The sequence below is a fragment of the Streptomyces sp. A01 genome, assembly GCF_059026195.1.
Window position 1 is genome coordinate 92,998 of record NZ_JBWLKN010000024.1, and the last position, 25,268, is coordinate 118,265.

20 protein-coding genes and 3 pseudogenes are annotated in these 25,268 nt (G+C 69.8%); 8 read left to right on the top strand and 15 right to left on the bottom strand.

What is annotated here, in order from left to right; translation table 11 throughout:
- Positions 1-111: 111 nt before the first annotated feature.
- Positions 112-1,401 carry an MFS transporter gene (locus AC5P1B_RS27455; protein WP_493890488.1) on the bottom strand — a complete coding sequence of 430 codons (1,290 nt, stop codon included), beginning with the start codon at positions 1,399-1,401 and terminating at the stop codon, positions 112-114.
- A gap of 102 nt (positions 1,402-1,503) precedes the next feature.
- On the opposite strand from AC5P1B_RS27455, the gene AC5P1B_RS27460 reads away from it, so the two are divergent.
- Entirely contained in the window at positions 1,504-1,956 is a 453-nt protein-coding gene (locus AC5P1B_RS27460; protein WP_493890490.1) for a winged helix-turn-helix transcriptional regulator, read from the top strand.
- A gap of 796 nt (positions 1,957-2,752) precedes the next feature.
- Here the strand turns inward: AC5P1B_RS27460 and AC5P1B_RS27465 are convergent.
- Positions 2,753-3,520, bottom strand: coding sequence for an NAD(P)-binding domain-containing protein (locus AC5P1B_RS27465; RefSeq protein WP_493890491.1), 768 nt, complete (start codon positions 3,518-3,520; stop codon positions 2,753-2,755).
- Between the two features lie 244 nt (positions 3,521-3,764).
- On the opposite strand from AC5P1B_RS27465, the gene AC5P1B_RS27470 reads away from it, so the two are divergent.
- Positions 3,765-4,454 carry a helix-turn-helix domain-containing protein gene (locus AC5P1B_RS27470; RefSeq protein ID WP_493890492.1) on the top strand — a complete coding sequence of 230 codons (690 nt, stop codon included), beginning with the start codon at positions 3,765-3,767 and terminating at the stop codon, positions 4,452-4,454.
- Between the two features lie 108 nt (positions 4,455-4,562).
- Here the strand turns inward: AC5P1B_RS27470 and AC5P1B_RS27475 are convergent, their stop codons facing one another.
- Positions 4,563-5,051 (bottom strand): glutathione peroxidase, encoded by a 489-nt coding sequence (locus AC5P1B_RS27475; protein ID WP_493890494.1) that lies wholly within the window; start codon positions 5,049-5,051, stop codon positions 4,563-4,565.
- Between the two features lie 960 nt (positions 5,052-6,011).
- Between AC5P1B_RS27475 and AC5P1B_RS27480 the strand changes: the two genes are divergently transcribed.
- On the top strand, positions 6,012-7,406 hold the full coding sequence (locus tag AC5P1B_RS27480; protein WP_493890495.1) for an MFS transporter: 1,395 nt from the start codon (positions 6,012-6,014) through the stop codon (positions 7,404-7,406).
- A gap of 325 nt (positions 7,407-7,731) precedes the next feature.
- On the opposite strand, the gene AC5P1B_RS27485 is transcribed toward AC5P1B_RS27480, so the two are convergent.
- Together AC5P1B_RS27485 and AC5P1B_RS27490 are read right to left on the bottom strand one after the other, a co-directional pair.
- Positions 7,732-8,619 (bottom strand): polysaccharide deacetylase family protein, encoded by an 888-nt coding sequence (locus tag AC5P1B_RS27485; RefSeq protein ID WP_493890497.1) that lies wholly within the window; start codon positions 8,617-8,619, stop codon positions 7,732-7,734.
- Positions 8,620-8,872: 253 nt separating this feature from the next.
- Positions 8,873-9,544, bottom strand: a pseudogene (locus AC5P1B_RS27490) (DinB family protein).
- 160 nt (positions 9,545-9,704) lie between these two features.
- On the opposite strand from AC5P1B_RS27490, the gene AC5P1B_RS27495 reads away from it, so the two are divergent.
- The gene (locus AC5P1B_RS27495) at positions 9,705-12,557 is read left to right on the top strand and encodes a M4 family metallopeptidase (protein WP_493890498.1); all 2,853 of its coding nucleotides are present in this window, start codon (positions 9,705-9,707) and stop codon (positions 12,555-12,557) included.
- 188 nt (positions 12,558-12,745) lie between these two features.
- On the opposite strand, the gene pip is transcribed toward AC5P1B_RS27495, so the two are convergent.
- From pip to AC5P1B_RS27525, 6 genes and pseudogenes are all read right to left on the bottom strand, one after another.
- Positions 12,746-13,711 (bottom strand): prolyl aminopeptidase, encoded by a 966-nt coding sequence (gene pip / locus AC5P1B_RS27500; RefSeq protein ID WP_493890499.1) that lies wholly within the window; start codon positions 13,709-13,711, stop codon positions 12,746-12,748.
- A gap of 195 nt (positions 13,712-13,906) precedes the next feature.
- Complete coding sequence (locus AC5P1B_RS27505; RefSeq protein WP_493890501.1) at positions 13,907-14,722, bottom strand: SDR family NAD(P)-dependent oxidoreductase; 816 nt, start codon at positions 14,720-14,722, stop codon at positions 13,907-13,909.
- Positions 14,723-15,148: 426 nt separating this feature from the next.
- The gene (locus AC5P1B_RS27510) at positions 15,149-15,814 is read right to left on the bottom strand and encodes a SagB/ThcOx family dehydrogenase (RefSeq protein ID WP_493890502.1); all 666 of its coding nucleotides are present in this window, start codon (positions 15,812-15,814) and stop codon (positions 15,149-15,151) included.
- Positions 15,815-16,014: 200 nt separating this feature from the next.
- Positions 16,015-16,493 (bottom strand): annotated as a pseudogene (locus AC5P1B_RS27515) (TetR/AcrR family transcriptional regulator); the annotation flags it as partial.
- A 53-nt stretch (positions 16,494-16,546) separates the two neighbouring features.
- Positions 16,547-17,398, bottom strand: coding sequence for an NmrA family NAD(P)-binding protein (locus AC5P1B_RS27520; RefSeq protein WP_493890503.1), 852 nt, complete (start codon positions 17,396-17,398; stop codon positions 16,547-16,549).
- Between the two features lie 87 nt (positions 17,399-17,485).
- Positions 17,486-17,653, bottom strand: coding sequence for a hypothetical protein (locus tag AC5P1B_RS27525; protein ID WP_493890504.1), 168 nt, complete (start codon positions 17,651-17,653; stop codon positions 17,486-17,488).
- Positions 17,654-17,770: 117 nt separating this feature from the next.
- Between AC5P1B_RS27525 and AC5P1B_RS27530 the strand changes: the two genes are divergently transcribed.
- Positions 17,771-18,214 (top strand): hypothetical protein, encoded by a 444-nt coding sequence (locus tag AC5P1B_RS27530; protein WP_493890505.1) that lies wholly within the window; start codon positions 17,771-17,773, stop codon positions 18,212-18,214.
- Here the strand turns inward: AC5P1B_RS27530 and AC5P1B_RS27535 are convergent.
- Positions 18,201-19,118: a LysR family transcriptional regulator gene (locus tag AC5P1B_RS27535; RefSeq protein WP_493890506.1), complete on the bottom strand. Its 918-nt coding sequence runs from the start codon at positions 19,116-19,118 to the stop codon at positions 18,201-18,203. The genes AC5P1B_RS27530 and AC5P1B_RS27535 overlap by 14 nt on opposite strands.
- 117 nt (positions 19,119-19,235) lie before the next feature.
- Here AC5P1B_RS27535 and AC5P1B_RS27540 point away from each other — a divergent pair, with 117 nt between their 5' ends.
- Entirely contained in the window at positions 19,236-19,649 is a 414-nt protein-coding gene (locus AC5P1B_RS27540; protein ID WP_493890508.1) for a tautomerase family protein, read from the top strand.
- Between the two features lie 89 nt (positions 19,650-19,738).
- A pseudogene (locus AC5P1B_RS27545) lies at positions 19,739-19,963 on the top strand (DUF5958 family protein); the annotation flags it as partial.
- Positions 19,964-20,088: 125 nt separating this feature from the next.
- On the opposite strand, the gene AC5P1B_RS27550 reads toward AC5P1B_RS27545, so the two are convergent.
- On the bottom strand, positions 20,089-20,802 hold the full coding sequence (locus AC5P1B_RS27550) for a CGNR zinc finger domain-containing protein (protein ID WP_493890509.1): 714 nt from the start codon (positions 20,800-20,802) through the stop codon (positions 20,089-20,091).
- An 85-nt stretch (positions 20,803-20,887) separates the two neighbouring features.
- Between AC5P1B_RS27550 and AC5P1B_RS27555 the strand changes: the two genes are divergently transcribed.
- A complete protein-coding gene (locus AC5P1B_RS27555) occupies positions 20,888-21,766 on the top strand; it encodes an alpha/beta fold hydrolase (RefSeq protein WP_493890510.1) in 879 nt (292 codons plus the stop codon).
- 210 nt (positions 21,767-21,976) lie between these two features.
- Here AC5P1B_RS27555 and AC5P1B_RS27560 read toward each other — a convergent pair whose 3' ends face one another.
- Positions 21,977-23,143, bottom strand: coding sequence for a hypothetical protein (locus tag AC5P1B_RS27560; RefSeq protein ID WP_493890511.1), 1,167 nt, complete (start codon positions 23,141-23,143; stop codon positions 21,977-21,979).
- A gap of 414 nt (positions 23,144-23,557) precedes the next feature.
- Complete coding sequence (locus AC5P1B_RS27565; protein ID WP_493890513.1) at positions 23,558-25,231, bottom strand: IclR family transcriptional regulator domain-containing protein; 1,674 nt, start codon at positions 25,229-25,231, stop codon at positions 23,558-23,560.
- Positions 25,232-25,268: the final 37 nt, after the last annotated feature.

Here is a 25,268-nt window from a genome sequence, read left to right on the forward strand (position 1 = left end):
GCTGGGGAGGAGAAGGCGGTTGGGCGCGGCCTCCGACACGCTGGTCGGTGGGCGGACCTCTGATCTGCGGCTGGTCTGCGGCGCCCGTCATTCGACGTTCGGCGAGGACGCTCAGGTTTCGCTGCGGGAGGTCACCTTGGCGGTGGGGTCCGGGGTGCTGTGTCGAGTGAACGTCCACAGTGCGAGCCCGAGGCAGCTGAACGCGGCCCCCAGTGCGCAGACGGCGCCCCAGCCGGCCATCGTGTAGAGGGAGGTCGCGGCGATGGCGCCGGTGGCGCTGCCGATCGAGTAGAAGATCATGTACCCGCCGATCAACCGGCTTCCCGCGTCCGGGTGCAGCGCGTAGATCAGGGTCTGGTTGGTGACATGGACCGCCTGCACGGCGAGGTCGAGAAGGAACACCCCTACGACCAGGGCCCACAGCGAGCTGCGGGTGAAGGCCAAGGGCAGCCACGAGGCGGCGAGCAATGCCAGGGCGATGCCGGTGGTTCGCTGGGAGAGACCGCGGTCGTTCAGGCGGCCCGCCACGGTCGCGGCCAGGGCGCCGGCGACACCGATCAGTCCCAGCGCCCCGATCGCGCTGTGCGGCAGAGAGTACGGGGCCTCGCTGAGCGGCAGCGCGACGCTGCTCCACAGGGTGCTGAAGGCGGCGAAGATCAGCAGACCGAGCAGGGCCCGGAGCCGCAGCAGTCGTTCCCGTGCGAACAAGGTGATCGTGGAGCGCAGGAGCTGCCGGTAGCGCAGGGTTGCCAGCGGAGCGTCTCTGTGGCGCGGCAGCACTCGGTACAGGACCAGGGCGAGCAGGGCGGTGAGCGACGCCGAGGCGAGGTAGACGGAGCGCCAGCCCGCAAGGTCGGCCATGAGGCCGGACGCGGTGCGGGCGAGCAGGATGCCGATGACCACGCCGCTGGTGACCAGACCGACGACCCGTCCGCGCCCGGCGGGTGGGGCCAGTGACGCCGCGAAGGCCACCAGCGTCTGCGTGACGACCGCGAGGAGTCCCGTCGCGGCCATGCCCGCGAGCAGGATCGCCGCCGTGTGGGCGGCGGCCACCACGGCCAGCGCCATCACCAGGAGCAGCAACTGGGCCACGATGAGCCGTCTGCGGTCGGCCACGTCGCCCAGTGGCACGAGGAAGAAGAGTCCAAGACCGTATCCGACATGCGTGAGGGTGACCACGCTGCCGACAAGTGCCGGGCTCATGGCGAGGTCATGGCCCATGGTCACCAGGAGCGGCTGGGAGAAGTAGATGTTGGCCACCGCGGCCCCGCAGGCGACGGCGAACAGTATGACGACGCCACGGGAAAGGGCGAACGCGGAACCTTTCCCGCTACCTTCCCCGGTATCTTCCCCGCTTCGGGTCTCGGTCCGTCGTGTCACAGCCTCACTGTCGCCGGGCATGAGCACCCCTCCGCACATCTGGTTTCATATTGCTACCAATGACGACGGTGACGCTAGCTTTTTTGGTAGCATGTTGCAACCGTTTGGAGAGTGAGGGACGCCATGGTGACCAGGACGCGCTTCGATGACAGCGAATGCCCTGTCGCCCGGTCGGTGGACGCGATCGGCGACTGGTGGTCCCTGCTGATCGTGCGGGACGCCTTTGACGGAAGCCGGCGCTTCGGGGAGTTCCAACGCAGCCTCGGCGTGGCGAAAAACATTCTCACCGCGCGTCTGCGCACCCTGGTCGCCGGCGGTGTCCTCGAATCCGTCCCCGCCTCGGACGGCAGCGCCTACCGCGAGTACGTACTGACTCCGAAGGGCCAGGCGCTCTTCCCCGTCATCGTGGCACTGCGGCAGTGGGGCGAACAGAACTTCTTCGCCCCCGGCGAACCACACTCAGAGTTGGTCGACCGCCGACAGGGACATCGTCTCCGGGCACTGGAAGTGCTGTCTGCGGACGGGCGACGGCTGAATTCCGACGACACCACCGTCCACAAGATCTCCACCCAGTGATCTGGGCCGGAGATCCGATGCCGACACGCCGCTCTGCCGATGGTCGCGAGGCCGGGTGGGATGAACGGCGCGAAGGGTTGCGGCGCGCACTCATCACCGTTTGCGGCTGGTGACGGTGTTCTTGCCCGGCACCCCGAGTAGAGGCATGAGGCCACAGCGCGCTGATTGCCCACAGGGGCGCGAACGTGGGCGTGGACGTCGGGTGAGAAGGGGAACGAGGACATTCCACCGTTCTGCCGTCGTGTCACCAACTACAGCCCACCAGTACAGCCCACCAGCAGTGGAGACGACGCCTGCCCCGTCCGGAACTGCCTCGGACGGTGGATGGACCGTCCGAGGCAGGTCATCACTCAGTGCGCGGCCACTCCGCAGCCGCCGCCGCACTGGCAGGGGCCGCCTTGCTGGCAGCCGCCGGTGCAGTGAGGACCACACTGGCAACCGCTCGCGAGCGGCGTGCCGACGGTGGGTGTCGATGCCTCTGTTCGCTTCATGCCGCGTTGCCCTCCCTCAGGCCCGCACGTTGCCGACCCTCAACGAGCGTGGCATGACATAGCGTCACTTAGTGGTCGGCTCCGGAAGTCCTTCGGGGGTTGACTCCGGAGCCGGGACCATGCGTGTCGGTGCGTCAGGTGCTGGGGGCGCTGAGTGGAGGCCACTAGGGCGTCCTCGGGTGAGCCGGCGAAGGCGCCGGTGGGCAGGAAGATGCCCTCATACTGTGCGGTCCGGGGCCGTCTGCGGAAGTCACGTGCAGCGGCCGCAGCGCATCGCTGATTGCTGCCCCCGTCAACCCACTTGACTAGTTGAGGTCGGAGAGAAGTGCGTCAAGTGCCTTCTCCAGGGCGTCGGAGTTGGCTGTGTCGAACCACGTGGTGCGGATGCGTTCGTTGGCTCCTTTTGGTGTCTCGTGGTCGGCCGCGAGCTGGTGCAGGGAGCGGGTCTCGTCACTCAAGGCGCGCCCGACGCCCTGGAAGAGCCCGCGAATGTAGCGATCCGCGCCCTCGGCGGGGATGCCCTGCCGGGCGGCCCAGGCGGTGAGCGTGGCCAGGTACCAGTAATGGGAGGTCAGTGTGGCCGTCAGGGCCTGGAAGACGTTGAGGGTCGCTTCGTCCGCGACGGGGAGCGTCCCGCCGAGGTCGCCGAAGAGGTCGTCCACGGCCGGGTGGGAGGGGCAGGTCACGGTGACGGACCGGCGCTCGCGCGCGGCGGGCAGCGGGATGGCGCGCACCACGGGGGCGCCGGTGCCGAGCGTTTGGCGCAGCTCGCCGATGGCGACGCCAGTCATGACGCTGACCACGACCCTGTCGCTGCCGACCCGGAGCCCGGCAAGGGCCTCGGCACGGTCCTGGGGGCGGACGGCGAGGATCACCAACTCGCAGCGGTTCACCACGTCCTGGTTGTCGGTGCACACCCGCACGTTCGGATACTGCTGGGACAGTGCGGCGGCTGTACGGGCTCCTCGTGGCGAGAGGTGGATCTCCGGCGGCTCCTCGACGCCGTCACACAGACCGTCCACGATAGCGCGGCCGATCTCGCCCACGCCGATGATCCCGATGCGCTTCATCATGTCTCCTGTCGTCTTGCCAGCGGTGGCCCCGGCCCCCATCCGTGACACCGCTGCTTTGAACCTGCGAGTGGAGGGCGGCGATGTGGGCACGGCGGCCATCCTGCCTGACCGGTGCCCGCTGCGACGTGGCGGGCCCGCCGGGCGACGGGCGGGGCAGACTGGGCCTGTTCTTGATCCAAGTGACGATCGGTCCGCCATGCCCATTTCCCCGGCCTGTCCGACAGCCCCAAGCGCCGCTGAACGTATGCGGTTGAAGAAGATGGCCTACGGCCACAGGAGCGAACACCGGCTACGGGTGCGTGCCCAGGTGGTCCTGCATGCCGCGCGCGGACGTTCCAACGCGCGTATCGCGCGGGAGACCGGGCTGCACATCGACACCGTGCGTCGCTGGCGGGGCCGCTTCGCCCAGGCGGGACTGCCCGGACTCCGGGACCGTGAACGCTGCGGCCGCCCGGTCCCGTTCACCCCCGTGCAGGCCGCCGAGATCAAGGCACTGGCCTGCCAGCTCCCCGCCGAGAGCGGCGTGCCGCTCTCGCACTGGTCATGCCCGGAACTGGCCCGTGAAGCCGTCGCGCGGGGCATCGCGCCCTTCCTGTCGGCCTCCACCGTACGGCGCCGCTGGCTGGCGCAGGACGACCTCAAGCCGTGGCAGCACCAGTCCTGGATCTTCGTCAGCGACCCGAACTTCCACCTCAAGACCACCTGGGTGCTGGACCTCTACGCCCGCACCTGGCAGGGCGAACCGCTGGGCGAGGACGAGCACGTCATCAGCGCGGACGAGAAGACCTCTATCCAGGCCCGCTGCCGCTGCCACCCCACCCTTGCGCCGGGACAGGCCCGCGCCATGCGGGTCAACCACACCTACGGCCGTGGCGGCACGGCGGTGCCCGGCCCGTGCACCCCGCAGGGGGAGGCGGCCGGAGCCCCGGCGTGACACCCGGGCTCCGGGCCTGGTCGAGGCCCGTGGTGAAGACGACGTTGCCCGAGACGCTTCAGTGGCCCGGGCAACGTGAGTGAGCGGCAGCGGCGCGCGTGGCCGTTACTAGACGGGCAGGGCGGCGTCGATGGCCGTGGTGACCTCGTCGGCGTCGGGTTCGGTCTGGGGCGCGAAGCGTGCGGCGACGGTGCCGTCGGGGGCGATGAGGAACTTCTCGAAGTTCCAGCGCACGTCGCCGGTGTACCCCTCGGCATCGGGAGTGTCGATCAGTTGGTCGTAGAGGGGGTGGCGGGTCGGGCCGTGGACGTCGGTCTTTTCGGTCATCGGGAAGGTGGCGCCGTAGGTGGCGGAGCAGAACGTGGCGATCTCCTCCGGGGTGCCGGGCTCCTGGCCCATGAACTGGTTGCACGGCACCCCCAGGACGGTGAAGCCGCGGGCCGCGTACGTCTGCTGGAGCTTTTCCAAGGCGGCGTACTGGGGGGTGAGGCCGCACTGGGAAGCGACGTTGACGATGAGGACGGCCTTGCCCTTGTACTGGTCGAGGTGGGCGGGGGCGCCGGTGAGGGCGTTGATTTCGATGTCGAAGGCAGACATGACTCTCCTTTGTGTGTGGTGCTCTGCGGGGCTGTGGGCGGGATCGGTTGCGGGTGGCGGGAACCTTGGTCGCCTCGTCCTGCTGGGCGGTGTCCGGGCGCGAGCGGGGGTCGTGGGTGATGAGGAGGGTGGCGGCGAGGGCGGCGAGGGCGGCGAGGGCGGCGAGGGCGGCGAGGGCGGCGAGGGCGAGGATACCTGCGGCCCACCACAGGGCGGTGCTGTAGCCGTCCTCGGATACGTGAGAGAGGCCGTAGACGAAAGCGGTCAGGCCGCACAGGCGAGCAGGACCCCGGGAACGTCGAGGCGGGGCCGGGGCCGGTCGTGCAGGGTGGAGGCGAGGGGCGGCAGGCATCGGAGCCGGGTGCCGCCGCCTGGGCCGCCCGTCCGGGCACCAGAGCGGGTGTGAGTAGTTGAGATACTGGAAATCCCGGTGAGAACGATCTTGGTCGGCCGGCGCACCGGCTGGAGGCTCTGCTGAAGCTCGCGGAAAGATCGCCGGCCACTTGTCGCACCACGGCCTTGGGAACAGCGGGACGCCCAGCGCGGGTAGTCCCGGTCTCCGGGGACCATCGTGGCGGGCCCGGAAACCTGTTCGCCTCAGTGGCGGGCGGACGATTATGCTGGATGAGTCCTTCTCTTGCCCTGTGTGGGCGTGTGCGTGCCCTTCGAGGTGATGACCTATATCCCAGGCCCAGTAGCCGTTCTTCCCGGGCTCTCTGCCCGCGGACCCCGCCTGCGTTGACAGGCGGTTGGTGCTGTCCGCTGTGAAGACGGTGTTCCCGATGGCCTGGGCTCTGTGACATCCTCCTGTGCGCAGTAGGCGTACACGGGTCTTGGCCTGCCCGTTTCCCTGCTGTTCAGAACAGGAACCCCCTCTCCGTGTCTCGTGACACCCGTAACGCCCCACCTCGCTCGGGTGGAATCTCCGCCGGACCCTCTTCGCGCCCTGGCAGCCGGATCATGCTGACCGTGGTGCTGCTCGGCGAACTGATGGCCGTCTTGGACGCATCAGTGGTCGACACCGCCCTGCCCTCCATCCAGGCGAACACCGGTGCTTCAGCCGCAGGTCTGCAGTGGATTCACGCCGCCTACGGGCTCGCGCTCGCCCTCGGGTTGATCACCGGCGGCCGCCTCGGTGACCTCTACGGACGCAAACGGATCTTCCTGCTGGGCACCGGCGTCTTCACCGCCGCCTCACTGCTGTGCAGCCTCGCCGCCGGCCCCACCGCGCTGATCACCGCCCGCGCGGTGCAGGGCGCCGGGGCAGCGGTGATGATCCCGCAAATCCTGGCCACGCTGCACGTCACCTTCACCGGCAGCGACCGCGCCAAGGCGTTCGGCCTGTACGGGACCGTCATGTCGGTCGGCAGCGTCGCCGGGCCTGCCCTGGGCGGCGTCCTCACCCAGGCCGACCTGTTCGGCCTCGGCTGGCGTTCCATCTTCCTGATCAATGTCCCCTTCGGCATCGCCACTGTCCTGCTCGGCCGCAGGTACCTGACCGAGTCCCGTAACAGGCAGGCCCTGCGCCTCGACCCACTGGGCATGGTCCTCTCCGCGCTCGGGCTGCTGCTGATCGCCTACCCCCTCAGTGCGGGCGGCGCCCACCACTGGCCGTGGTGGACGTTCACGGCCATGGTTGTAGGTCTGGCCGTGCTGGTGGGCCTGGTCTTCCAGCAGCGGAGCAAGACCCGCCAGGGCGGCTCCCCGCTGGTGGCGCTGTCCCTGTTCTCCGGGCGGCCGTTCTCCGGAGGGATGACCGCCCAGCTGGTCCTCGGTCTGCTGTCCGGCCTGTTCTTCATGTGCTGGACGCTCTTCATGCAGCAGGGCCTGGGCCTGAGCCCGTCGCGGGCGGCGATCGGCTTCCTCCTCTTCACGCTCGCCGAGATCGGCGGGGCCTGGCTGGCCATGTCGGCCGTCGCCCGGCACCAACGCCGCGCACCTCAGGCCGGCGCACTGCTCGCTGCCTTGGCCCTGGCCGCGTTCCACCTGCTGGCCACCACATACGGCACCAACCTGTCGATGACCACTATGGCCCTGCCGGCCCTGGCACTGGGCCTTGGACTGGGCATGATCGGCGCTCCGCTCACCGACCTCACCCTGGGCCGCGTCGACGACGCGCACGCCGGATCGGCCTCCGGCCTGTTCAACACCGCCACCCACCTCGGCATCAGCCTGGGTGTCGTGCTCACTGGGGTGGTCTTCTTCTCCCATGACCACACCGCGACCGCCCGCGGCACTGACGTCGTCAACGCCTTCACCGCGACGCTTCCGTACGTGATCGGCGGCCTGCTGGCCATGTGGGCCCTGATGTTCTTCCTGCCCCGCCCGGCCACCCCACGCACCCATCGGTGCTGAACACCCGGCTCGGGGTGGGGGCAAGGATGTGTCCCCACCCCGAGCTCTCACGCATGCCCCGTTCCCGACGCCCCTCGAACGCCATTTCGCCGCGCGATAACCAGCCTTGGCCGACGGAACGCCCAAGCTGGAGAAAGCCAGGGCCGACCGCATCCAGCAGTACGGTGATCGGCGGCACAGGTGACCGGTGGTGGTGTACGCGGCGGGTGCGGTCGGGCGGCCCGGAGTCCCGCCGGCCCCGCGCCGCAGGGCGGACTGGCTCAGTCCGCCCTCGACACTGTGCCGTGAGTGCCGTGCCGTGCCGCCCGCCCGTCGCCGATCGTGGTTACGCCCGGGGGGTCGGGGCAGCGCTCTGGGCGGTGGTCCGGGCGTAGTGCTCGGCGATCTCGTCGCTGGTCGTGAGCCACACACCGGAGTGGTTCGCGATGTATTCGAGCGCCTGGTCCAGGTACTTCTGGCGGAACGGCTGGTTGATGACGAAGGGGTGCAGGACCAGTGACATCACCCGGCCGCTGTCCGCCGAATCGGCGTACAGCTGGTCCAGTTGGTCTTTGACGATCTGTACGAAGTCCGGCCCGCTGAGGCTCTTGCCGACGAACAGGCTGATGTCGTTGACCTCGATCGAGTACGGCACGCTCAGCATCCCCGGGACGTTCAGCCGGTACGGCTGGTCGTCGTTGGCCCAGTCCAGGACGTAGCTCAGGCCGAGTTCGGCGAGCAGCGCCGGTGTCTCGAAGGTCTCGGTGAGCGCCGGTCCCAGCCAGCCGCGCGGCCGGTGGCCGACGGCCCTCTCGATGGTGCCGATCACCTCCGTGAGGTAGGCGCGCTCCTCGTCGGGCGTCATGTCGGCCTGGAAGATGGAGTTGTTCTTGCCGTGGGCGGCCCACGCCCAGTCCCTGTCCCGGCCCGCCTGGATGATCTGCGGATAGCGGTCGGCCACGTCGGAGTTGAGCATCACGCTCGCGCGTATCCCATGCCGGTCGAGGCTTTCCATCAGCCGCCAGATGCCCACGCGGGGGCCGTAGTCGCGCCAGCCGTAGTTCAACGGGTCCGGTGCGAGCCCGGCGGTGCCCGGGAAGATGCTCGTCGAGGGGCGGTCGACCTGGTAGTGCTCGACGTTGAGTCCGACGTAGAAGGCGACGCGGGCGCCACCGGGCCAGCGGATCGGCTCGCGCTCGACGATCGGGCTGTAGTCGTACAGTTGGTTGTCCATCGACTCTCACCTCATGCTTGCTGGTCGTGTGCTGCGGTTTCTCGCCGCCGATAGCCGATACTCGGACCTTCACATTGATGTGAGGGTCAAGGTGGCGCGTTGTGCGTTCGGTCACACATGCGGCGGGGAGCTGCTTCGAGCGCGTCAGACTCGCCGCCGCTGGTCAGTGGCGTGCTGTGTGGCGCCCTGCGGGGCGCGCGGCTGGTGTCCACGTCCGTCCGGCGCTCCGGGTGTTCGGGCCGGACGTCCGTGGTTACTCTCCCGTGTCCCCGTCGATCCGTTCACGGAGCAGGTCGGCGTGACCGTTGTGGCGCGCGTACTCCTCGATCATGTGGGTCAGGGTATAGCGCAGCGAGAACACCTCGTCGCGCCACCGCACAGTGGTGTCCAGGGAGCCGGCGGCGTCCACGATGGCGCGCGAGCGCTCGCACGTCTCCTCCCAGACCGTGAACGCCTCGTCAGGATCGGCCGAGTCGACGTCGAACTCGGCGAACGCGCCGTCCTGTGCCCTTGGTCAACAGGGCCGGGCGTCCTCGCCCTGCCAGGTGACTTGGAACCAGCTCCGCTCGACCTCGGCCGCATGCCGTACCAGCCCGAGCAGCGACAGGCCGGACGGCGGAACAGCCCTCTCCCTCAGCTGCCCGGCGGTCAGGCCCGCGCACTTCATGGCCAGTGTCCCGCGCTGATATCGCAGGAAGCCGGTCAGCGAGGCGCGCTCACCGGCCGTACGTGGAGGCTCAAGCCGCTGATGATCATTACTCATCCGGTCACCATGCCACCACGTGGCTGCCGACGCTGGTCCTTTGTCAGCGACTGTCAGCGACACGGAGCGGTGATCGAGGCTCACCGGCACCCGGCGCCCCGCACGCCGCCGTCCACCGGGCCGCAAGTGGGTGCGGGGCATCATCGCCCAGCTCAACCCCATTGCACTGCCAACGGACCAGCCGGGGCATTGGGCGCGAACCGGCCGGAAGTCACCGGTGGACACCCCCTCCTCATTGATGGGGCGGTGCTTCACCGCTTCGATGGCTCCCTGCCGGGCGGCGTTCCGCCACCGGCACCGCTAGCGAGGGGGTTTGGGACACGTGCGTCACCCCAGAAGAGTCAGAGGCCGCAGAGGCGGTCGCAGAGCACAGCTGAGCGGAATATCGGGTGCGGCGGCGCTGTTCAGCGCCGCCGCACTCGTCGTCTCGGCGGTTCCCGCCGACGCCGCACCGGCAGCGGCGGCATCACCGCCGAGCCCGGGGGAGGTGATCCCGGGGCAGGAGACGGAGACACCGGCGCTGGTGCAGGGCATCCGGGAGCAGGCCCCGGCCACGGGTAGCGCGGCGGGTGCGGCTCGCGCCTACCTGGACGGCAAGCAGGGCCGGTACCGGATCGCGGACGCGGAGCGCGACCTGGTGCCCGCTGGGACCACCGCCGCGGACGGTCAGGAGACCGTCCGGCTCCGGCAGCGGTACCGGGGCGTGCCCGTCCTGGGCGGCCAGTACGTCGTCCGCATGGAGAAGAAGGCCGGCACACGGGTCGTCACCGGAACCTCGGGCAAGTACTTCACCGAGCTGCGCACCGGCACGACGGCCGAGGTCGGCGAGGAACTCGCCGTCGAGCGTGCCGTCGACGCCGTCCTCGTCGAGCTCAGCGACAAACACTTCGCCGGGAAGTCGCCGCGCGAGGGGGAGGAGGGCGAATCCCCGCTCAAGGGCACCGCCCGCGGGCTCGTCGTCCTGCCCACGGGGGCAGGCGTCCTCACCCAGCACGTCACCGTGCGCGGCATCGACCCGGCCAGCGGTGAACCCGTGCAGCGCGAGGTCTACATCGACGCCCGCGCCGGATATCCGGTCCTCCAGTACAGCGGTATCAAGACGTTCGGCGCACCCAGCCCGACAGACGCGAAGCCAACGGCGGGCACCGCCCGGCAGCGGGCGGGCGCCGCTGAGAAGGGCAGCGGCGTCAGACTCGACGGCAAGACGGTCGCCCTCGACGTGGACCGCGACGAGACCCGCGGGCTGTACGTGCTGCGTGATCGCTCCCGCATCCCCGACGACGACTGGGCCGACAAGTCCCTGTCCACCTGGGACGCGCGCGACAAGTGGGCCAGTGACGTGTCCGGACAGTGGCCCGAGGGCATCCAGGAGTTCGGCTCGCCGACCCCCGCGTTCGGCACCGAGGCCACCGATTCGGGCGCTGTGGACGCGCACTGGGCCGCCGGGCAGGTCTACGACTACTTCAAGAACAAGCACGGCCGGAACAGTCTCGACGGCCGGGGCATGGCCATCAATTCCCTGGTGGGCGTCACCAGGTACGGGCAGCCGTACGTCAACGCCTTCTGGGACGGCAAGAAGATGGTGTATGGCAGCGGCGACGCCGAGTACCGGCCGCTCTCCGCGGGCATGGACGTCGTCGGCCACGAGATGACACACGGCGTGATCGAGCACTCCGCGAACCTCGTGTACGCGGGCCAGTCCGGTGCCGTGAACGAGGCCATCTCCGACTACTTCGGCAACGCCGTCGAGGCGGACGTGTACGACACCCCGGAGACCGACCCGGACGCGGGTCTTCTCGGCGAGCGGCTCTGCCGGACGAAGGCGCCCCGTGAGTGCGCGCTGCGCGACCTCAATGACGGGCGGAACACGGCCAAGTCGTTCATCGGCGTCGGCTTCGCCAACGACAACGGCGGCGTCCACCTCAACTCGACCATCTTCGGCGGCGCCCTGTGGAACGCTCGCGAGGATCTGGGCGCCGACGTCGCCGACAAGATCGTCTACAAGGCGCTGACCCAGTACCTCACGCCGCTGGACGGCTTCACCGAGGGGCGGGCCGCCGTGCTCGCGGCCGCGAAGGATCTCAAGGTCGCGGCGGCCGGCCAGAAGGCACTGCGGCGCGCCTTCACCGCCCACGGCATCGTGCCCGGCTGGGAACTGTCCCTCGGCGTGGACTCCGACCGTCTTCTCGACCGGGTCAACACGAGCAGGACGAACCTCGGGGCGGGCGGCGGCTGGTGGGCGGCGTCCAAGTCCAACGAGGAGGGCTCCGAGCCGTACTCGGTGTGGGCCGGACGCGCCGACGGCAAGGGGCAGCCGAAGCTGATGAGTCCCAACGACGGCCGCTACCACGTCAATCCGGCTACCGACGGCAAGACCGTGGTGTGGCAGGCGTACGGCTCCGGCGGCGTCGACATCCTGGCCAGGCCGCTCGCGGGCGGTCCCGTGAAGAAGCTGTGGGACGGCCGGGCCGTGGGCAGTTCGGTGGACGTCGACGGTGACGTGGTCGCCTTCGACATGATGAACCACGGCGGGCGCCAGGGGGTGGCCTACCTGAGCCTGAAGGACCCGGTGGACAAGGTCCAGATCGGCGGAGGCACCTACCACCGCGCGCACTCCTCGTCGGTGAGCAACGGCAAGGTCGCCTACCAGGAGAGGCGCCGGGTGCGCGCCGCCGAGTACGCGCTGACCACGCGCGTCGTCGATGTCGCGACCGGAGAGAACAAGGTGATCCAGCAGGCTGCCGACGACACGCGGCTCGGCCCGACAGCCATCAACGGCGAGCACCTCTTCTGGCTCCTCGACGAGGGTGTGGCCGAGGGCAAGACGGCCCTGCGCCGTGCCGCGCTCGACGGCTCCGGCGTGGTCGACCTCAGCCCGCAGGCCGGGCCCGAGGCGCTGAACGCGTACGACGTGACGGTGTCCGAGGACGCGGTGACGGTCGGCACGTACATCCCCGACAACGAGATCCGCAACGAATCGACCGCCAAGCTCTACCAGTTCGCTGCGAACGGCTCGCCCCAGGAACCGGGCACCCGCAAGGGCCGGGTCTCCTGCAACCGCGGCGAGCAGGCATCGGCTGCCGCGGTAGCGGGCAGCCAGGTGGTGTGGCTGGACGCGACGACCGGCACGACCGACGTGGTGACCCGCACCCGGCCAACGGGCCGGTGCGGCTGACCTCACGGAGCAATGCGATAGGGCCGGTGGCCCGCCGGGTGACGCACCCGGCGGGCCACCGGCCCCGGTGCCGGTCACCGACAGACCGTCAACGATGCCGACCGTGCATGATTCCCCTGCCCCCTTCTTCGGCGCTCTTCCTCGTCGAGGAAGCCAGACGTCGAGGAAGCCGGACGACGCGGAGTCCGTCACCGCCCGGTCTTGCCGAACCGCTCCGTCGCCTCGCGGATGGCGTCCCGCATCGCGGGGCTGCCCGTGTGGCCCGAGTCGTCGATCACCTTCAGCTCCGCGTCCGGCCACGCCTTGGCCAGCTCCCACGCGGTCTTCAGCGGGCTGCCCAGGTCGAGCCGGCCGTGGATCAGCACCGCCGGAATCCGGGCCAACCGGTGCGCGTCACGCAACAGCTGTCCGTCCTCAAGCCAGGCGTCGTTCGCGAAGTAGTGCGCGCAGATCCTGACGAATGCCATCAGAGCGTCGTCGGGCTTGTCGCTGTAATATCCCGGACTGCCCAGCGCCTCGTGCGCGATGACAGCGTCCTCCCAGGCGCACCAGTCCCGTACCGCCTTGACCCGCACCGCCTCGTCCGGGCTGTTCAGCAGCCGGTTGTACGCGGCCACGAGGTCGCCGTCCCGGTCCGTCTCGGGAAGCGCGTCGCGGAACGCCTCCCAGGCGCCGGGCAGGAGGCGTCCGACACCGTGGTAGAGCCAGTCGGTCTCCTCGGGCCTGGTCGTGGTGACGCCGACGAGGATCACCTCGGAGACCCACTGGGGATAGCGCTCGGCGTAGGCGAGGATCAGCGTCGAGCCCCAGGAACCGCCGTAGAGGAGCCAGCGTTCGATGCCCAGGTGCTCGCGGAGCCGCTCCATGTCGGCGATCAGGTGCTCGGTGGTGTTGTGTTCCAGGCTGACGCTCGGATCGGAGGCGTGCGGCAGGCTCTCGCCGCAGCCGCGCTGGTCGAACAGGACGATCCGGTAGACCTCGGGGTCGAACGTCGTACGGCTGCCACGGCGTCCTCCGCTGCCGGGGCCGCCATGGACGCACAGTGCCGCCTTTCCGTCGGGGTTGCCGCTGGTCTCCCAGTAGATCTGGTGACCGTCGCCGACATCCAGGAGGCCGTGCGCGTACGGTTCGATGGGCGGGAACGGTTGGACCATGGCGGTCTCTTCCTGAAGGCGCGGAATACAACCTCGCGAGGCTACTCGTGGCTTGGAGTGACGGCATCCCCTTAAGCGGCGGCACCGCTCCAGGGGCGGTCATCGGGAGTCCTCGGCGTCTGAGGCCCGGGTGGCGACGTCCTCGACCCGATCCCGTCGGGCGTAGGTGACCAGCGCGGCCACAGCACGACGGCCTCAGCGCAGGGTGATGACATTGCCGGTGACGAGTGCGGCCTCGTCGGACGTGAGGAACACGATGGTCTGCGCGACCTCGGCCGGATCGGCGACATGGAAATGGGTACTGCTCGATGCGACGAGCCGCCGTACCTCGTCAGTGACCCATCCGGTGTCGGTCACCGGCGGATGCACCACATTGGCGGTGATGCCGAGCTCGGCCAGCTCCATGGCGGCGGACACGGTGTAGTTGGTCTGCGCGGCCTTCGCGGCACCGTAGGAGACCTCACCAGGAAAGCCGAGGTCTCCTCCCGACGTCAGGCCCACGATCCGCCCCCAGTCCGCACCGCGGGCCCGGTGGCGCCGGGCCAGCTCGCTGATCAGCAGTGCGGGAGCCATCGCGTCAACCGCGAACTGCCGCGACCAGGTCTCCGCGGTCACGGGGCGCAGGGGCCGCCCCAACTGGTCGACCGCGTCCTGGGTAAAGGAATCCTGAATCCACCCCGACGCGTTGTTGATCAGGATGTCGACCGGGCCGAGGCGATCCTCCGCGACGTCGAAGAGCATCCCGGGTGCGACGGGGTCACTGAGATCCGCTTCGAGAGCATCGGCCAGCCCGCCTGCCTGACGGATCTCTGCCACCACTTCATCGGCACCGGAGGATCGATCGCTGTGATAGCGGTCCGTCGCGTTCACCTGATCGGGCCCGGGCAACCGCAGGTAGGTGCAGAGCACCGCGATTCCCCGGGCCGCGAGCGCCTTCGCCGTCGCGGCTCCGATCCCCTGATTCGCTCCTGTCACGATGGCGACGTGGCTCGCCCTCAACGTCTCTCGCATGCCGCCTTCCTAGCAAGGAAGCCCCCAGCCCGAAACCGGTTTTTCGCCGTAGAGGCCGCCGAAGTACTGCCAGGTGGCGCGGCGGCCCTAGCTGACCTCCACGCTCGCCAGCAGTCACCCACATACGGAAGCAGTCACCAAGCGCCGTAAAAGGACAGTCAGCTTGATCTTCGACTTCGCTGCCCAACGAGCTGAAGCTGAAGATCAAGCTGACTGGGGCGACGGGCGGCCGGGTAGGCCGCTGGATCATTCGTCGAGTGCCTGGCACGCCAGGTCCCCCGGACATTCTGCCCCTCGTGGGGCGGCGCCGGTGGGGAGAGCCGCCCGTATGGGGGAGCGGAACCCCTCCTACGGGCGATACCGGTACCGCGGACGCCGCGTCAGGCTGACGGCTCGGCTGGTACGCCGCCGCCGGGACCGGCGCGATCAGTCCTGCTGGGCGGCTGGGTGGCCGATCCCGAGCAGGGCCAGTGGATGCTGGCCGGGGGGTACGACGGCGGGGGTGAGACCGAGGAGCCGATCGTCGTCGAACCCGGCGACGAGCACCGCGCCCAAGCCGGTCTCGGCGGCCTGGAGGTAGACGTTCTGGCTGGCGTGCCCGGCTTCCAGCCATACGTATCGCTCTCCCCGTCGCCCCCGCGGTGGCTGTTCGGCGAAATGCCGGGTGGCCGCGTCCACGTCGCCGCTGATCAGCAGCAGTGCCGCGGCCTGGCGCAACCAGAGGTGGTCGGCGAAGGTGGTCCCGGCGACCCGGTCGCGATGGTCACCGCCGTCGAGCAGCGCCAGCGCGTGCCGTTCGGCGTCGTACCGGTACGTACCGGCGGTCAGACCGTCCACGTCACCCGCGACCACGGTGAGCGTGAGGGGGTACAACGCGTGCGCCGATGGGCACGTGCGACGTCCACCGGTTGTGCGCCCTTGCGCCGCCCACGCCATGTGGGCGACTTGGGCGAGGCTCAGGGGCCGGGGCGCGAAGTCGCGTGTGCTGTGTCGCTGAATCAGCAAGGACCCCAGGTCCCCGGTGGTGGTCGTGTGGGCCGGCGGCAGGGGCACTTCCTTTTCCTGGTGTGTCATCAGACGAGCCAAGCACATCGTGAACGTGGCGGTGGCGGTCGGGCGCCGCCTCCAGCAAGGTGCACCGCCAGGTCCACAGGGGCTGGCACCAACGATTCTCAGAAGTACCCCGAACCCATCTTTGAGTGAGAACGGGTTCTGCGAACCGATCCTGTACTTCACGATCTCCGCGCGGCTCCTTTTGATCTTGATCCGGGAAAGGACGGTGAGCGCGGCGGTCAGTGCGGTTGACGGAGTCCTGCGACGAGGAGCGCGACCAGTCGGCGCGCATCGTAGCGGGGGTCGCTGTCGGCGCCGACGTAGAGGTTTCCGATGCCGCGCGTGAGGTGGCAGGCGTCGAGGTCGGAGCCGATCTCGCCGGAGGCGGCGGCAGCGTCGAGGAGTTGGGTGCACACGGGCAGGAGGCGGTCGAGGAAGTAGGTGTGCAGCGTCTCGAAGCCAGTGCTGTCCCCCTGCGTCGCGGCGGCCAGTCCGTGTTGGTGACCAGGAAGTCGACGAAGAGGTCGACCCACTGCCCCAGGGCGGCACCGGGTGTCGGGCTGGTCGACAGCAGGGCTGGGCCGGCCTCGGCGCAGGCGTCGACCTGGTGGCGGTAGACGGCGATGACGAGGTCCGCCCGGGTGGGGAAGTGGCGGTAGATCGTGCCCGTCCCCACCCCGGCCTTGGCCGCGATCTCGCGTACCGGTGCTTCCACGCCGAGCCGAGGACCGGTGTTCCGGTCGTCTGTGTCACCGTGTGTTGCCGTCCCTCTCAGCGGAAGTCCGCCGCGTGGTCCAGCGCCCACTCCCGGAAGGACCGGGCCGGGGTGCCCGTGATGCGCTCCACCTCATCGTTGACCGGCTCCGGATTGGCGAGCATCTCCGCCTGGGCCGGCACCACGGCCTCCACCAGCTCTGGGGGGTAGCCCGCGGCCTTCATCTGTTCGATGGCCTCGTCCAGTGTGACTTCCTCGAACCGCACCGGCCGGCCGATCGCTTCGCTGATCAGCGCCACCTGCCGTTCGTGGGTGATCAGTTCGGGGCCGGTGATCAGGGGGCGGGCGCCGAGCAGGGCGTCGGTCGTCAGCGCTTGAACGGCGACCGCGGCCATGTCCGCCTCGTGGATCAGCGGGCGGGCCAGCTTTGCCAGCGGCGCCCGTACCGCACTGGTAGTGCGGATCTCCTCCGCCCAGCCCAGCGTGTTGCCCGCGAACCCGGTGGGCCGCAGCGCCGTCCACTCCAGGCCCGATGCCTCGATCAGCCGCTCCAGCTCCGTGTGGAACATGGTGATCGCCTCGCCCGGCTCCTCCGCCTCGCTCCCGACCCCTTCGGAGGACAGGTACACCACCCGTCGGGCGCGCTTGCCGATCGCGTCGATCACGTCCGAGGCGCCCTCGGCGCTCAGGAACGGCCACACCAGGAAGACCGAATCGACGCCCTCCAAAGCCGCGTCCAGCGACGCGGGATCACCGAGATCGCCGCGTACCGCCTGCACACCCGCCGGGAAGTCCACCTCCCCTCTCACCAGCGCCCGCACGGGCACGCCCGCCGCGTGCAGTTGGGTCACCACCGCGCCGCCGACCTTGCCAGTCGCGCCGGTCACCAGAATCCTGGGCTGTGTCATCGGAATCTCCTCGTTTCGCTGTTCGATGACACGACTCTCGTACATCAACCAGGGTTCAGGTCAAGCGGTGGCCGGTCGGAGTGGCCGTCACGCTCGGACGGGGCTGTCAGTGTCGATGTGCTGGAGCACCGTGCGGTAGTACCCGATCAATGCTTCGACGATGGCCTTCTGTTGCTCCCGGATCTGCTCCAGCGCGGCCTTGGCCCGCTTGACGGGCAACGCGATTCGCTTGCGGAACTGGGTCATGCTTTTCACTGCGACAGCAGTTGCCGGTCAGCGGCCCGCCGTAGCAAGACCCGCGTGAATCCATCGCCACCCGGCCGACCCCCCTCGCCTTCGGCCCGCCTGTGGATCGCTCGACCGGCAATGAGGGTGCCTCAGGAATCCCGAAGTTCCGTCACCCGCCCCGTCGGGATTCCCGTCGAGCCCACCCAGTCCGACCAGGGCCAAGCCAACAAGACACGCGCGTACTTCCTGCGGGACGCCGCACGCGAGCTGGACCACCACTGGGACTGGCACGTACAGGCGACCTCCAGCGCAGACGGCCTCTTCGGCTTCTACGAAGGGGTGCGGGTGGCGGTGACCCGCGACAGCGACGGACAGCCCAGGGAACGTGCCGGGCTCTGCTCCCTGGCCGGCACGCTCGACGCGATCGAGCAGGGTCGAGGGGATTCCCGCCAGCGGGGATTCCGGCCCACAGGAGCGACAGGGTGGTGTCCGACACCCCGCCTGCCCTGCACTCAGGACGCAGCGCGGCTCATCCAGTTCCGTGCGGCGGCACCGACGAGCCCCGCTGCTCCGGTCACCTGTGGCTGATGTCCGTTGCGAGGGCTGACATGGATGACTGGGAAGCGGTTCGGGCCAGATGGCCGGCGGCTGACTCTGCCAAGGTACGGAGTGCCGGGTGCCAGCGGCGGGCACTCGGTCCGGTCATGACGAGGCGGCGCGAGGTCTGGGGTTCGAGCGGTAGGAGGACCAGGTCAGGGGGGATCAGAGAGCGGGAGACCTCGGACAGGACGGTCACGCCGATACCGGCCTGCACCATGCTGATGAGGGTCGCCAGGTCCCGTACCCGGTGCGTGGGTGTGAAGCGCAGCCCGGCCAGGCTGTGGATCGTACGGATACGGGCTTCGCAGCCGTTGGGTGAGATCAGGAACTGGTCGTCCTCCAGGTCGCGGACGTCGACACGTGGCTCGTCGGCCAGGGGGTGGTCTCGGGGGAGCAGGGCCCGGTAGCAGTCCGTGGCGAGCTGGATGCCGGGGCCGGGCGGCGGGTCGATCAGGACTGCGGCATCGGCCGTTCCGTTCTCCAGCCATGCCGAGACTTCGCCGCTGTCGCCCTCGAAGAGCCGCACGGTGACCCGCGGCTGGTCCTCGCGCCAGTGCCGGAGCAGGCCGGGGATCAGTCCCTGGCAGACCGTTGGTGTGGCGGCCAGCCGCACGGTGCCGGTCATGGTCTCGGCGGCGTCGGCCGCGATCTTCTCCACGGACCGAGCCGCCGACAGTGCGATACGGGCGTGCGGCAGGACTCGCTCTCCGAGCACCGTGGTCCGCACCGGGCTGGCACGGACCAGCAGGGGTGCGGTCAGCTCGCGTTCCAGGGAGGCGACGGCGTGCGACACCGCGGACTGGCTCATGCCCAACTCGGCGGCGGCAGCGCTGAAACCGCCCGCGTCGACGACGGCGAGGAAAGCCCTCAGCTGGGGAAGATTCACGGACATGCGTCGGCCTCATATACCTATGACACGTATGTGTTGGATCTATGGTGCCAGGTCGGTGACGCTTGCTCCGTGCCGCCGACTCCGGCGGAGACACCCACACGCGTACCGAGGAGAGCCATGCCGTACTTCCGGGTCACCGTTCCCGATCCCGACCTGCCCGCCGACGTCCAGCGCGCCCTCGCCGAGGGGCTGACCCGGCTGGCGGTCTCGGTCCTGCACAAGTCCAGTGCCAGGACCATCGTCCAGCTCAACCTGGTTCCGGCCGGCAGCTACTACATTGACGGTCGGCCCCTGACCGGCCGCGACGCACACGTGGAGGCCAGTCTGACCGCGGGCACGAACAGCGCCGCGGAGAAGGCCGCCTTCATCGCCAGGGCCGGTGAACTGCTGTCGGACATCCTCGGCCCGCTTCCCCGGTGTGGCGTCGCACTGCACGAACTACACCCCGAGAGCTACGGCTACAACGGAGTGACGCAACTCGACTACTACCGCCAGGCTGGGAAGGTCCCCACCGCCCCCGTTGCCCGCTGAGCCGCCCGCAGACGGCCGGGGCTCGCCCGCAAGCCCCGGCGCCGAGCCGAGCGGGCGGCCGATAAGGCACGGTAGCGGCGGAGGATGGGCGCGGCGGCCTATCGCGGTCAGGGGTGAAGCCGACGATGACTCCCGCTGTCTTGATGGTTCGAGAGCCAATTCTCGAACAGATAGGGAAGATCATCAATCTTCCGCCGAACGAGTAATTGAAGTCGTTTCGTGTGCTGCTTTCCACATTCGCCGTCGCTGACGCGCGGCGAAGAGAAACGGAATGTCGAGGAGCTTGTAGTCACGCCTGGCACAATCTGTCATAGACGCGAACATCTCCGATGTCGGTTCAAGGTGTCACCGAGAATTCCTGTAGTTCGCGTAGGTGCGTATTTGGGAGCCCTCACCGAGCAGTTGCTTGGTGAGGGCTCCCACGCCGTTGGCGGCAACGTCAGCGGACGGCTGTCGGAGCGGGTGGGTCGTCAGGGCTGTCGTCCGTCGCGCAGAGTGAGTCGTTCAGGGTGTCGACGACTTGGCGTTGAAGTCGGAGCCCGACGTGGGTGGACGCCGACGCTGACTCCGAAGACTCAGAGTCCGCCTTATGCCGCTGGTAATACCGCGCCACGCGGGCCCGGTTGCCGCAGCGGGAGGCCGAGCACCAGCGGCGGCGGGGGTGGGCGGGCAGGAACAGCATGACGCAGTCCTCGGCTTCGCAGGGGCGGACCTTGCGGATGGCCGAACCGGCCAGCAGGTTGGCGGCGTCCTCGGCGAGTAGGGCGGCCAGTCGTGTCCCGGGGGTGCCCCGACGGCGAGGGGTGAGGGTGACCGACGTACCGTCCCAGGTCAGTTCTCGGGTGGCGGGCGCGGCGCGCGACGCCGCGTTCAAACCCTTCAGGGCGGTCTCGGGCGGCCGGTCGCCGTGCCGGGCGGCGTGCACGGCGGTCGCGATGTGTTCGCGCACGGCGTGCACCGTGGCCAGATCCGCGGCAGTGAGGGACGCCTTGTCCGCTGCCGGTTCCGGGAGGCGTTCGGCCTGCAGTGCGAGCCACGACCGCAGCTGGGCGACGTCGGCGAGCAGGTCGACCGGGCCGTCCGGGGTGTTCGCGCGGGTGTTGACCACGTCGATGGCCAGTGGCTCGCCGGTCAGTGGTGTGGGGTCAGCCATGCGGCTAATGGTAGCGAACGGCATTGACGCGTTAGGGGAAGATCGACTAGAACTAATGCATCAATCCGTCGAGGAGGCATGTGAAATGGTGTTCCCTGTTGTGCCCCGCACCGTCCACCGTCACGTCGAGGTCGACGGGGTGCGGGTCTTCTACCGCGAATCCGTCCCGGCCGTGGCGGAAGCCCCCGTCCTGTTGCTGCTGCACGGATTCCCCTCCGCCTCCCACCAATTCCGGCGCCTCATCGACGTGCTCGGCGGCCACTACCGGCTGATCGCCCCGGACTACCCCGGCTTCGGGCATACCGAAGCACCCAGCGACTTCACCTACAGCTTCGACCGTCTCGCGGACATCACCGAGGGGTTCGTGGAACGGCTCGGCCTGACCGCGTTCGTCATGTACGTCTTCGACTTCGGCGCCCCGGTCGGCTTCCGGCTGGCCACGCGGCATCCGGAGTGGATCACTGGCCTGGTCGTACAGAACGGCAACGCCTACGAGCAGGGCCTGTCGGCGGACGCCCGCCGCTTCATCGCGCTGCGCCCGGACGTCCCCGGCGACGAGGACACCGTCCGTGACCTGCTGACCCTGCCCGCGACGCGCGCGCAGTACGAGGGCGGCACCAGCGCTCCCGAGCTCGTCGCGCCGGACGGCTGGACCCTCGACCAGCACTTCCTGGACCTGCCGGGTCGTAAGGAGGCGCAGGTCGCCCTGGCCTTCGACTATCACACCAACGTCGCCCGCTACCCGCAGTGGCAGGCGTGGCTGCGTGAGTACGCCCCTCCCACGCTCATCACCTGGGGTCGCAACGACCCGTTCTTCCCCGAGCCCGGAGCCCACGCCTACCTGCGGGACGTTCCCGACGCCGAGCTTCACCTGTTCGACACCGGTCACTTCGCGCTGGAGGAGAGCCTTCCTGACATCGCCCCGCTCGTCGCCGACTTTCTCGACCGCACCGTCGTCGTCTGACCAGCAGGGGCAGACGCTGAGCTACCTTCCGCGGTTTCTGACAGCCGACACCACAACAGGTGGTGAGAGAACATCGTCATCCCCGCGTCGGCCTCGGCGCTCAGCGACGCAGGCCATGGTGAGACCGGGCAAGCACCCGCGTCACCAGCGGCCATGCCGACAGGTTCGAGGCCGCCGAGAGATCATCTCAGCGACTTGGGAAACGGGGACTTACCGGTCGGGAGTCCAGCCGGTGAGGACGTCATCCCACTCCGCGATGTCCTGGATGTCGCCGCTCCAGCGGCCGAGTCGTCGGGTGCCGGTCGCCACGTCGTGCAGCCAGACGGTGGCGTCCGGGACCCAGCCCGCGAGCATGGTGTAGCCGTCCAGGACGGGCTGGGCCAGGCCGCAGGAGGCCAGGTAGCCGCCGATGGTGACGTGTACTCCGTCGAGGTGCTCCGACGCGGCCTCCCAGTCGGGCAGGTACCAGGGACCGTCCGCGTCCGCCCACGAGCGCCACTCGCCGTCGTGGGTGCCGGTCACATCGCGGGGGAAGCGGGCGACGAGGGCCTGCCAGTCCTGCGGCCCGCGGACCTCCGCGACCCGCGCGCGCTCGTCGATCGTCAGGCCGGCGACAAGGGCCGTCGCGTTCCCGAACGGGGCGAAGGTGTCGATGAAGTGCCCCAGTTCGATGGAGGGCAGGTCAAGGCGTGCCCCGGTCGTCCAGGTACCTTCGGCGAAGCCGGGCGCGGACCACCAGGTCGCACCGATGTTCCGCTCGCCCGCCCGGGGGCGTCGGCGTCGGCCTGTCTTGTTCGCCGCGCGTTCCTGGGCCATGGCATGCCGCACCGCGTCCTCGATGCCGGACAGCCCCGTACTGCCGTCGGCCCAGGCCAGCTGGCGCTGGTCCGAGCGCAGCACCGGCTCCCACCAACTGGACGTTGACGCCGCCCGGGCGAGTGCCGCTGCGACCGGCCGCATCTCCTCGGCCGCGACCGCCGTCAGGCCCCACATGGCCACGTCTCCGCCGCCGAATCCGAACAGCTCTGAAACCTGGACCAGTTCGGTCAGAACCTCTGCCTCGGTCAGCTCTTCCAGACGGCGCCACTCCCCACACGCCACCGCGTCCCCGACGACCTCACGTACCTCTGCGGCCGGTACGTCCTCCCAGTCCCGGCGCTTGTGACGCCGGACTTGCCGGGCCCTGCCGTCGGCGGTGTCGGTCGTGAAGGTCGCGGTTCCCGGGACCTCACCCAGCTGGAGCGACTCGAACAGCCTGCTCTCCAGGAGGGGGCCGACGAACTGGGCCAGGAACTGCCGGCCCAGGGGGGCTCCCAGCAGCAAGTCCTCACGTTCGGTCGACGCCGGTTCGGCGAGCTGTCGAGATATCGCGTCCATGGCGACATGCTAGGTACCAGGACGTCGCTGTGGCGAACGGGACTCGCCCCCTGGCCAGCGCCGTCGCCCCTTGACCCCGGCATGCCGGCTGGGGTCCGCCTTGCGGCCTGGCGGAGACTTGTCCGGGAGCTCTGCCCAGGCGCTCTCATGCGCCCGAGCTCTGCCCAGCTGCTCTCGTATGCCGGCATCGGGCGCGGTGAGGACAGGCGTCACAGGGCCGTCTGCGGTCGGCTGGCGAGCGGGTCGGATGGCGAGCCGCCGAGTGACACCGGCTCGGCGCCGACGCGGACCGGCTACCGCTCTTGGGGCAGCCGGTCGCGGCGGGCCGCGTCGGCACCGGCGGCCGTGTGGCGCCTGTGGTGCCGGCATCGCGGTGCGGTGACGCGATGACGCGGTGACCGCTCTGGCGGGGTGTCAGGTGGTCGGGACGCGGGTGAACCGGCCGGTGATGTGCAGGTCGGCTTCGATGCGGGCGGTGGCCGCGCGCAGCTCCGGCAGGATGCCGCTGACGCATTCCTCGATGCTGCGGCTGCTGCTGTGCATGGCGACGTTGACGGCCGCGACGACGGTCCCGGTGCGGTCGCGGACCGGTACGGCGATGGACCGCAGCCCCTCTTCGAGTTCCTCGTCGACGAGCGCGTAGCCCTCCTGCTGTACGCGGTCGAGTTCGGCGGCCAGTCGTGGGCGTCGGGTGATGGTGTGCGGGGTCAGGGGGCGCAGCTCGGTGCGCGCCAGGCGGGCGGTGCGTTCCGCCGGTGGCAGGCTCGCCAGGAGGACCCGGCCCATGGACGTGGCGTAGGCGGGGAAGCGGGTCCCGATGGTGATGTCGACGTTCATGATGCGGCTGGTGGCGACGCGTGCCGTGTAGTGGACGTCGTCACCGGCGAGCACCGCCAGGGCGGCCGAGTCGCGCACTCGTTGGGTGAGGGTGGTGAGGTGGGGGTGCGCGATCTGGGGGAGGGTCGTGCGGGAGAGCGGGGGGAAGCCGAGGTCCAGCACGCGGGGCGTGAGCCGGAAGGTCCGCTCGTACGGGGTGACGTAGCCGAGGTGTTCCAGGGTGATCAGGGCCCGGCGGGCGGTGGCGCGCGTCAGGCCGGTGGCCTCGGCGACGGCGGTGAGGGTCAGTGCGTCGCGTCCCTCGTCGAAGGCGGCGAGTACGGTCAGGCCACGGGCGAGGGATGCGATGAAGTCCCTGCCCAGCTCCTGTTTGGAGGCGCCGGTCCAGGCGGCGAGCCCGGTGGGGGAGGGCGGTACGGCGGCGGGCGGCGCCTCGCGCAGGTCCCGTTCCATCGCTTCCGAGACCGTGCGCAGCCGGGGGAGCAGGGCGTCGCGCAGGGACGCCGCGGTGTGCCGGCTGGTGTGGCTCACCACGCTGACGGCGCAGGCCACCTCTCCGGCCGGGCCGCGTACGGGGACGGCCAGGGCGACCAAACCGGGTTCGATCAGTTGGTCGTCCACGCCCCAGCCGTGCTCACGCGCCCGTTCCACCCGCTGCCCGAAGTCCTCGTCGGCCGTCGTCCGTTCGCGTGGCGGAACCGCGGGGAAGTCGCCGTCCTCGGGCCGGGTGGCGCGCCGCTCGTGCCACCGCTTCCACTGCTCCTCACTCCATCCGGCGGCGAACAGCGGTCCTGGTGCGGTGCGTTCTGCGGGTAGCAGGTCGCCGATGCGGAAGCTCAGGGACATCGCCCGGCGCCGGGTGGCCTGGTGGATGAACCGGATGCCGTCGCCGTCGGGGACGGCCAGGGAAACCGACTCGTCGAGTTCGTCGGCGAGGGCGTCCGCGCGGTCGCCGCAGAGAGCGGGGAGGCGGAGGGCGGCCAGGTAGGCGTTGCCGAGCTCCATGAGGCGGGGCGCGAGGGTGACGTCGCGGCCGTCGAGCCGTACGTAGCCCATGCGCGCGAGGGTGGCGGTCAACCGGTCGATGGTGGAGCGGGCCAGACCGGTGGCGCGCTCCAGGTGGCTGAGGCTCACGGTGCCGTCGGCTTCGGTGAGACGCCGGAGCACGGCGATACCGCGCATCAGCGGCGCTACGGCCTCGGGGGGAGGCGCGGGCGCGGTGGCGGGCGGCGTGGCGGCGGGCGGTGGCATCGGTTCTCCGTGGTTCGACTCCCGGACACCGTAATCG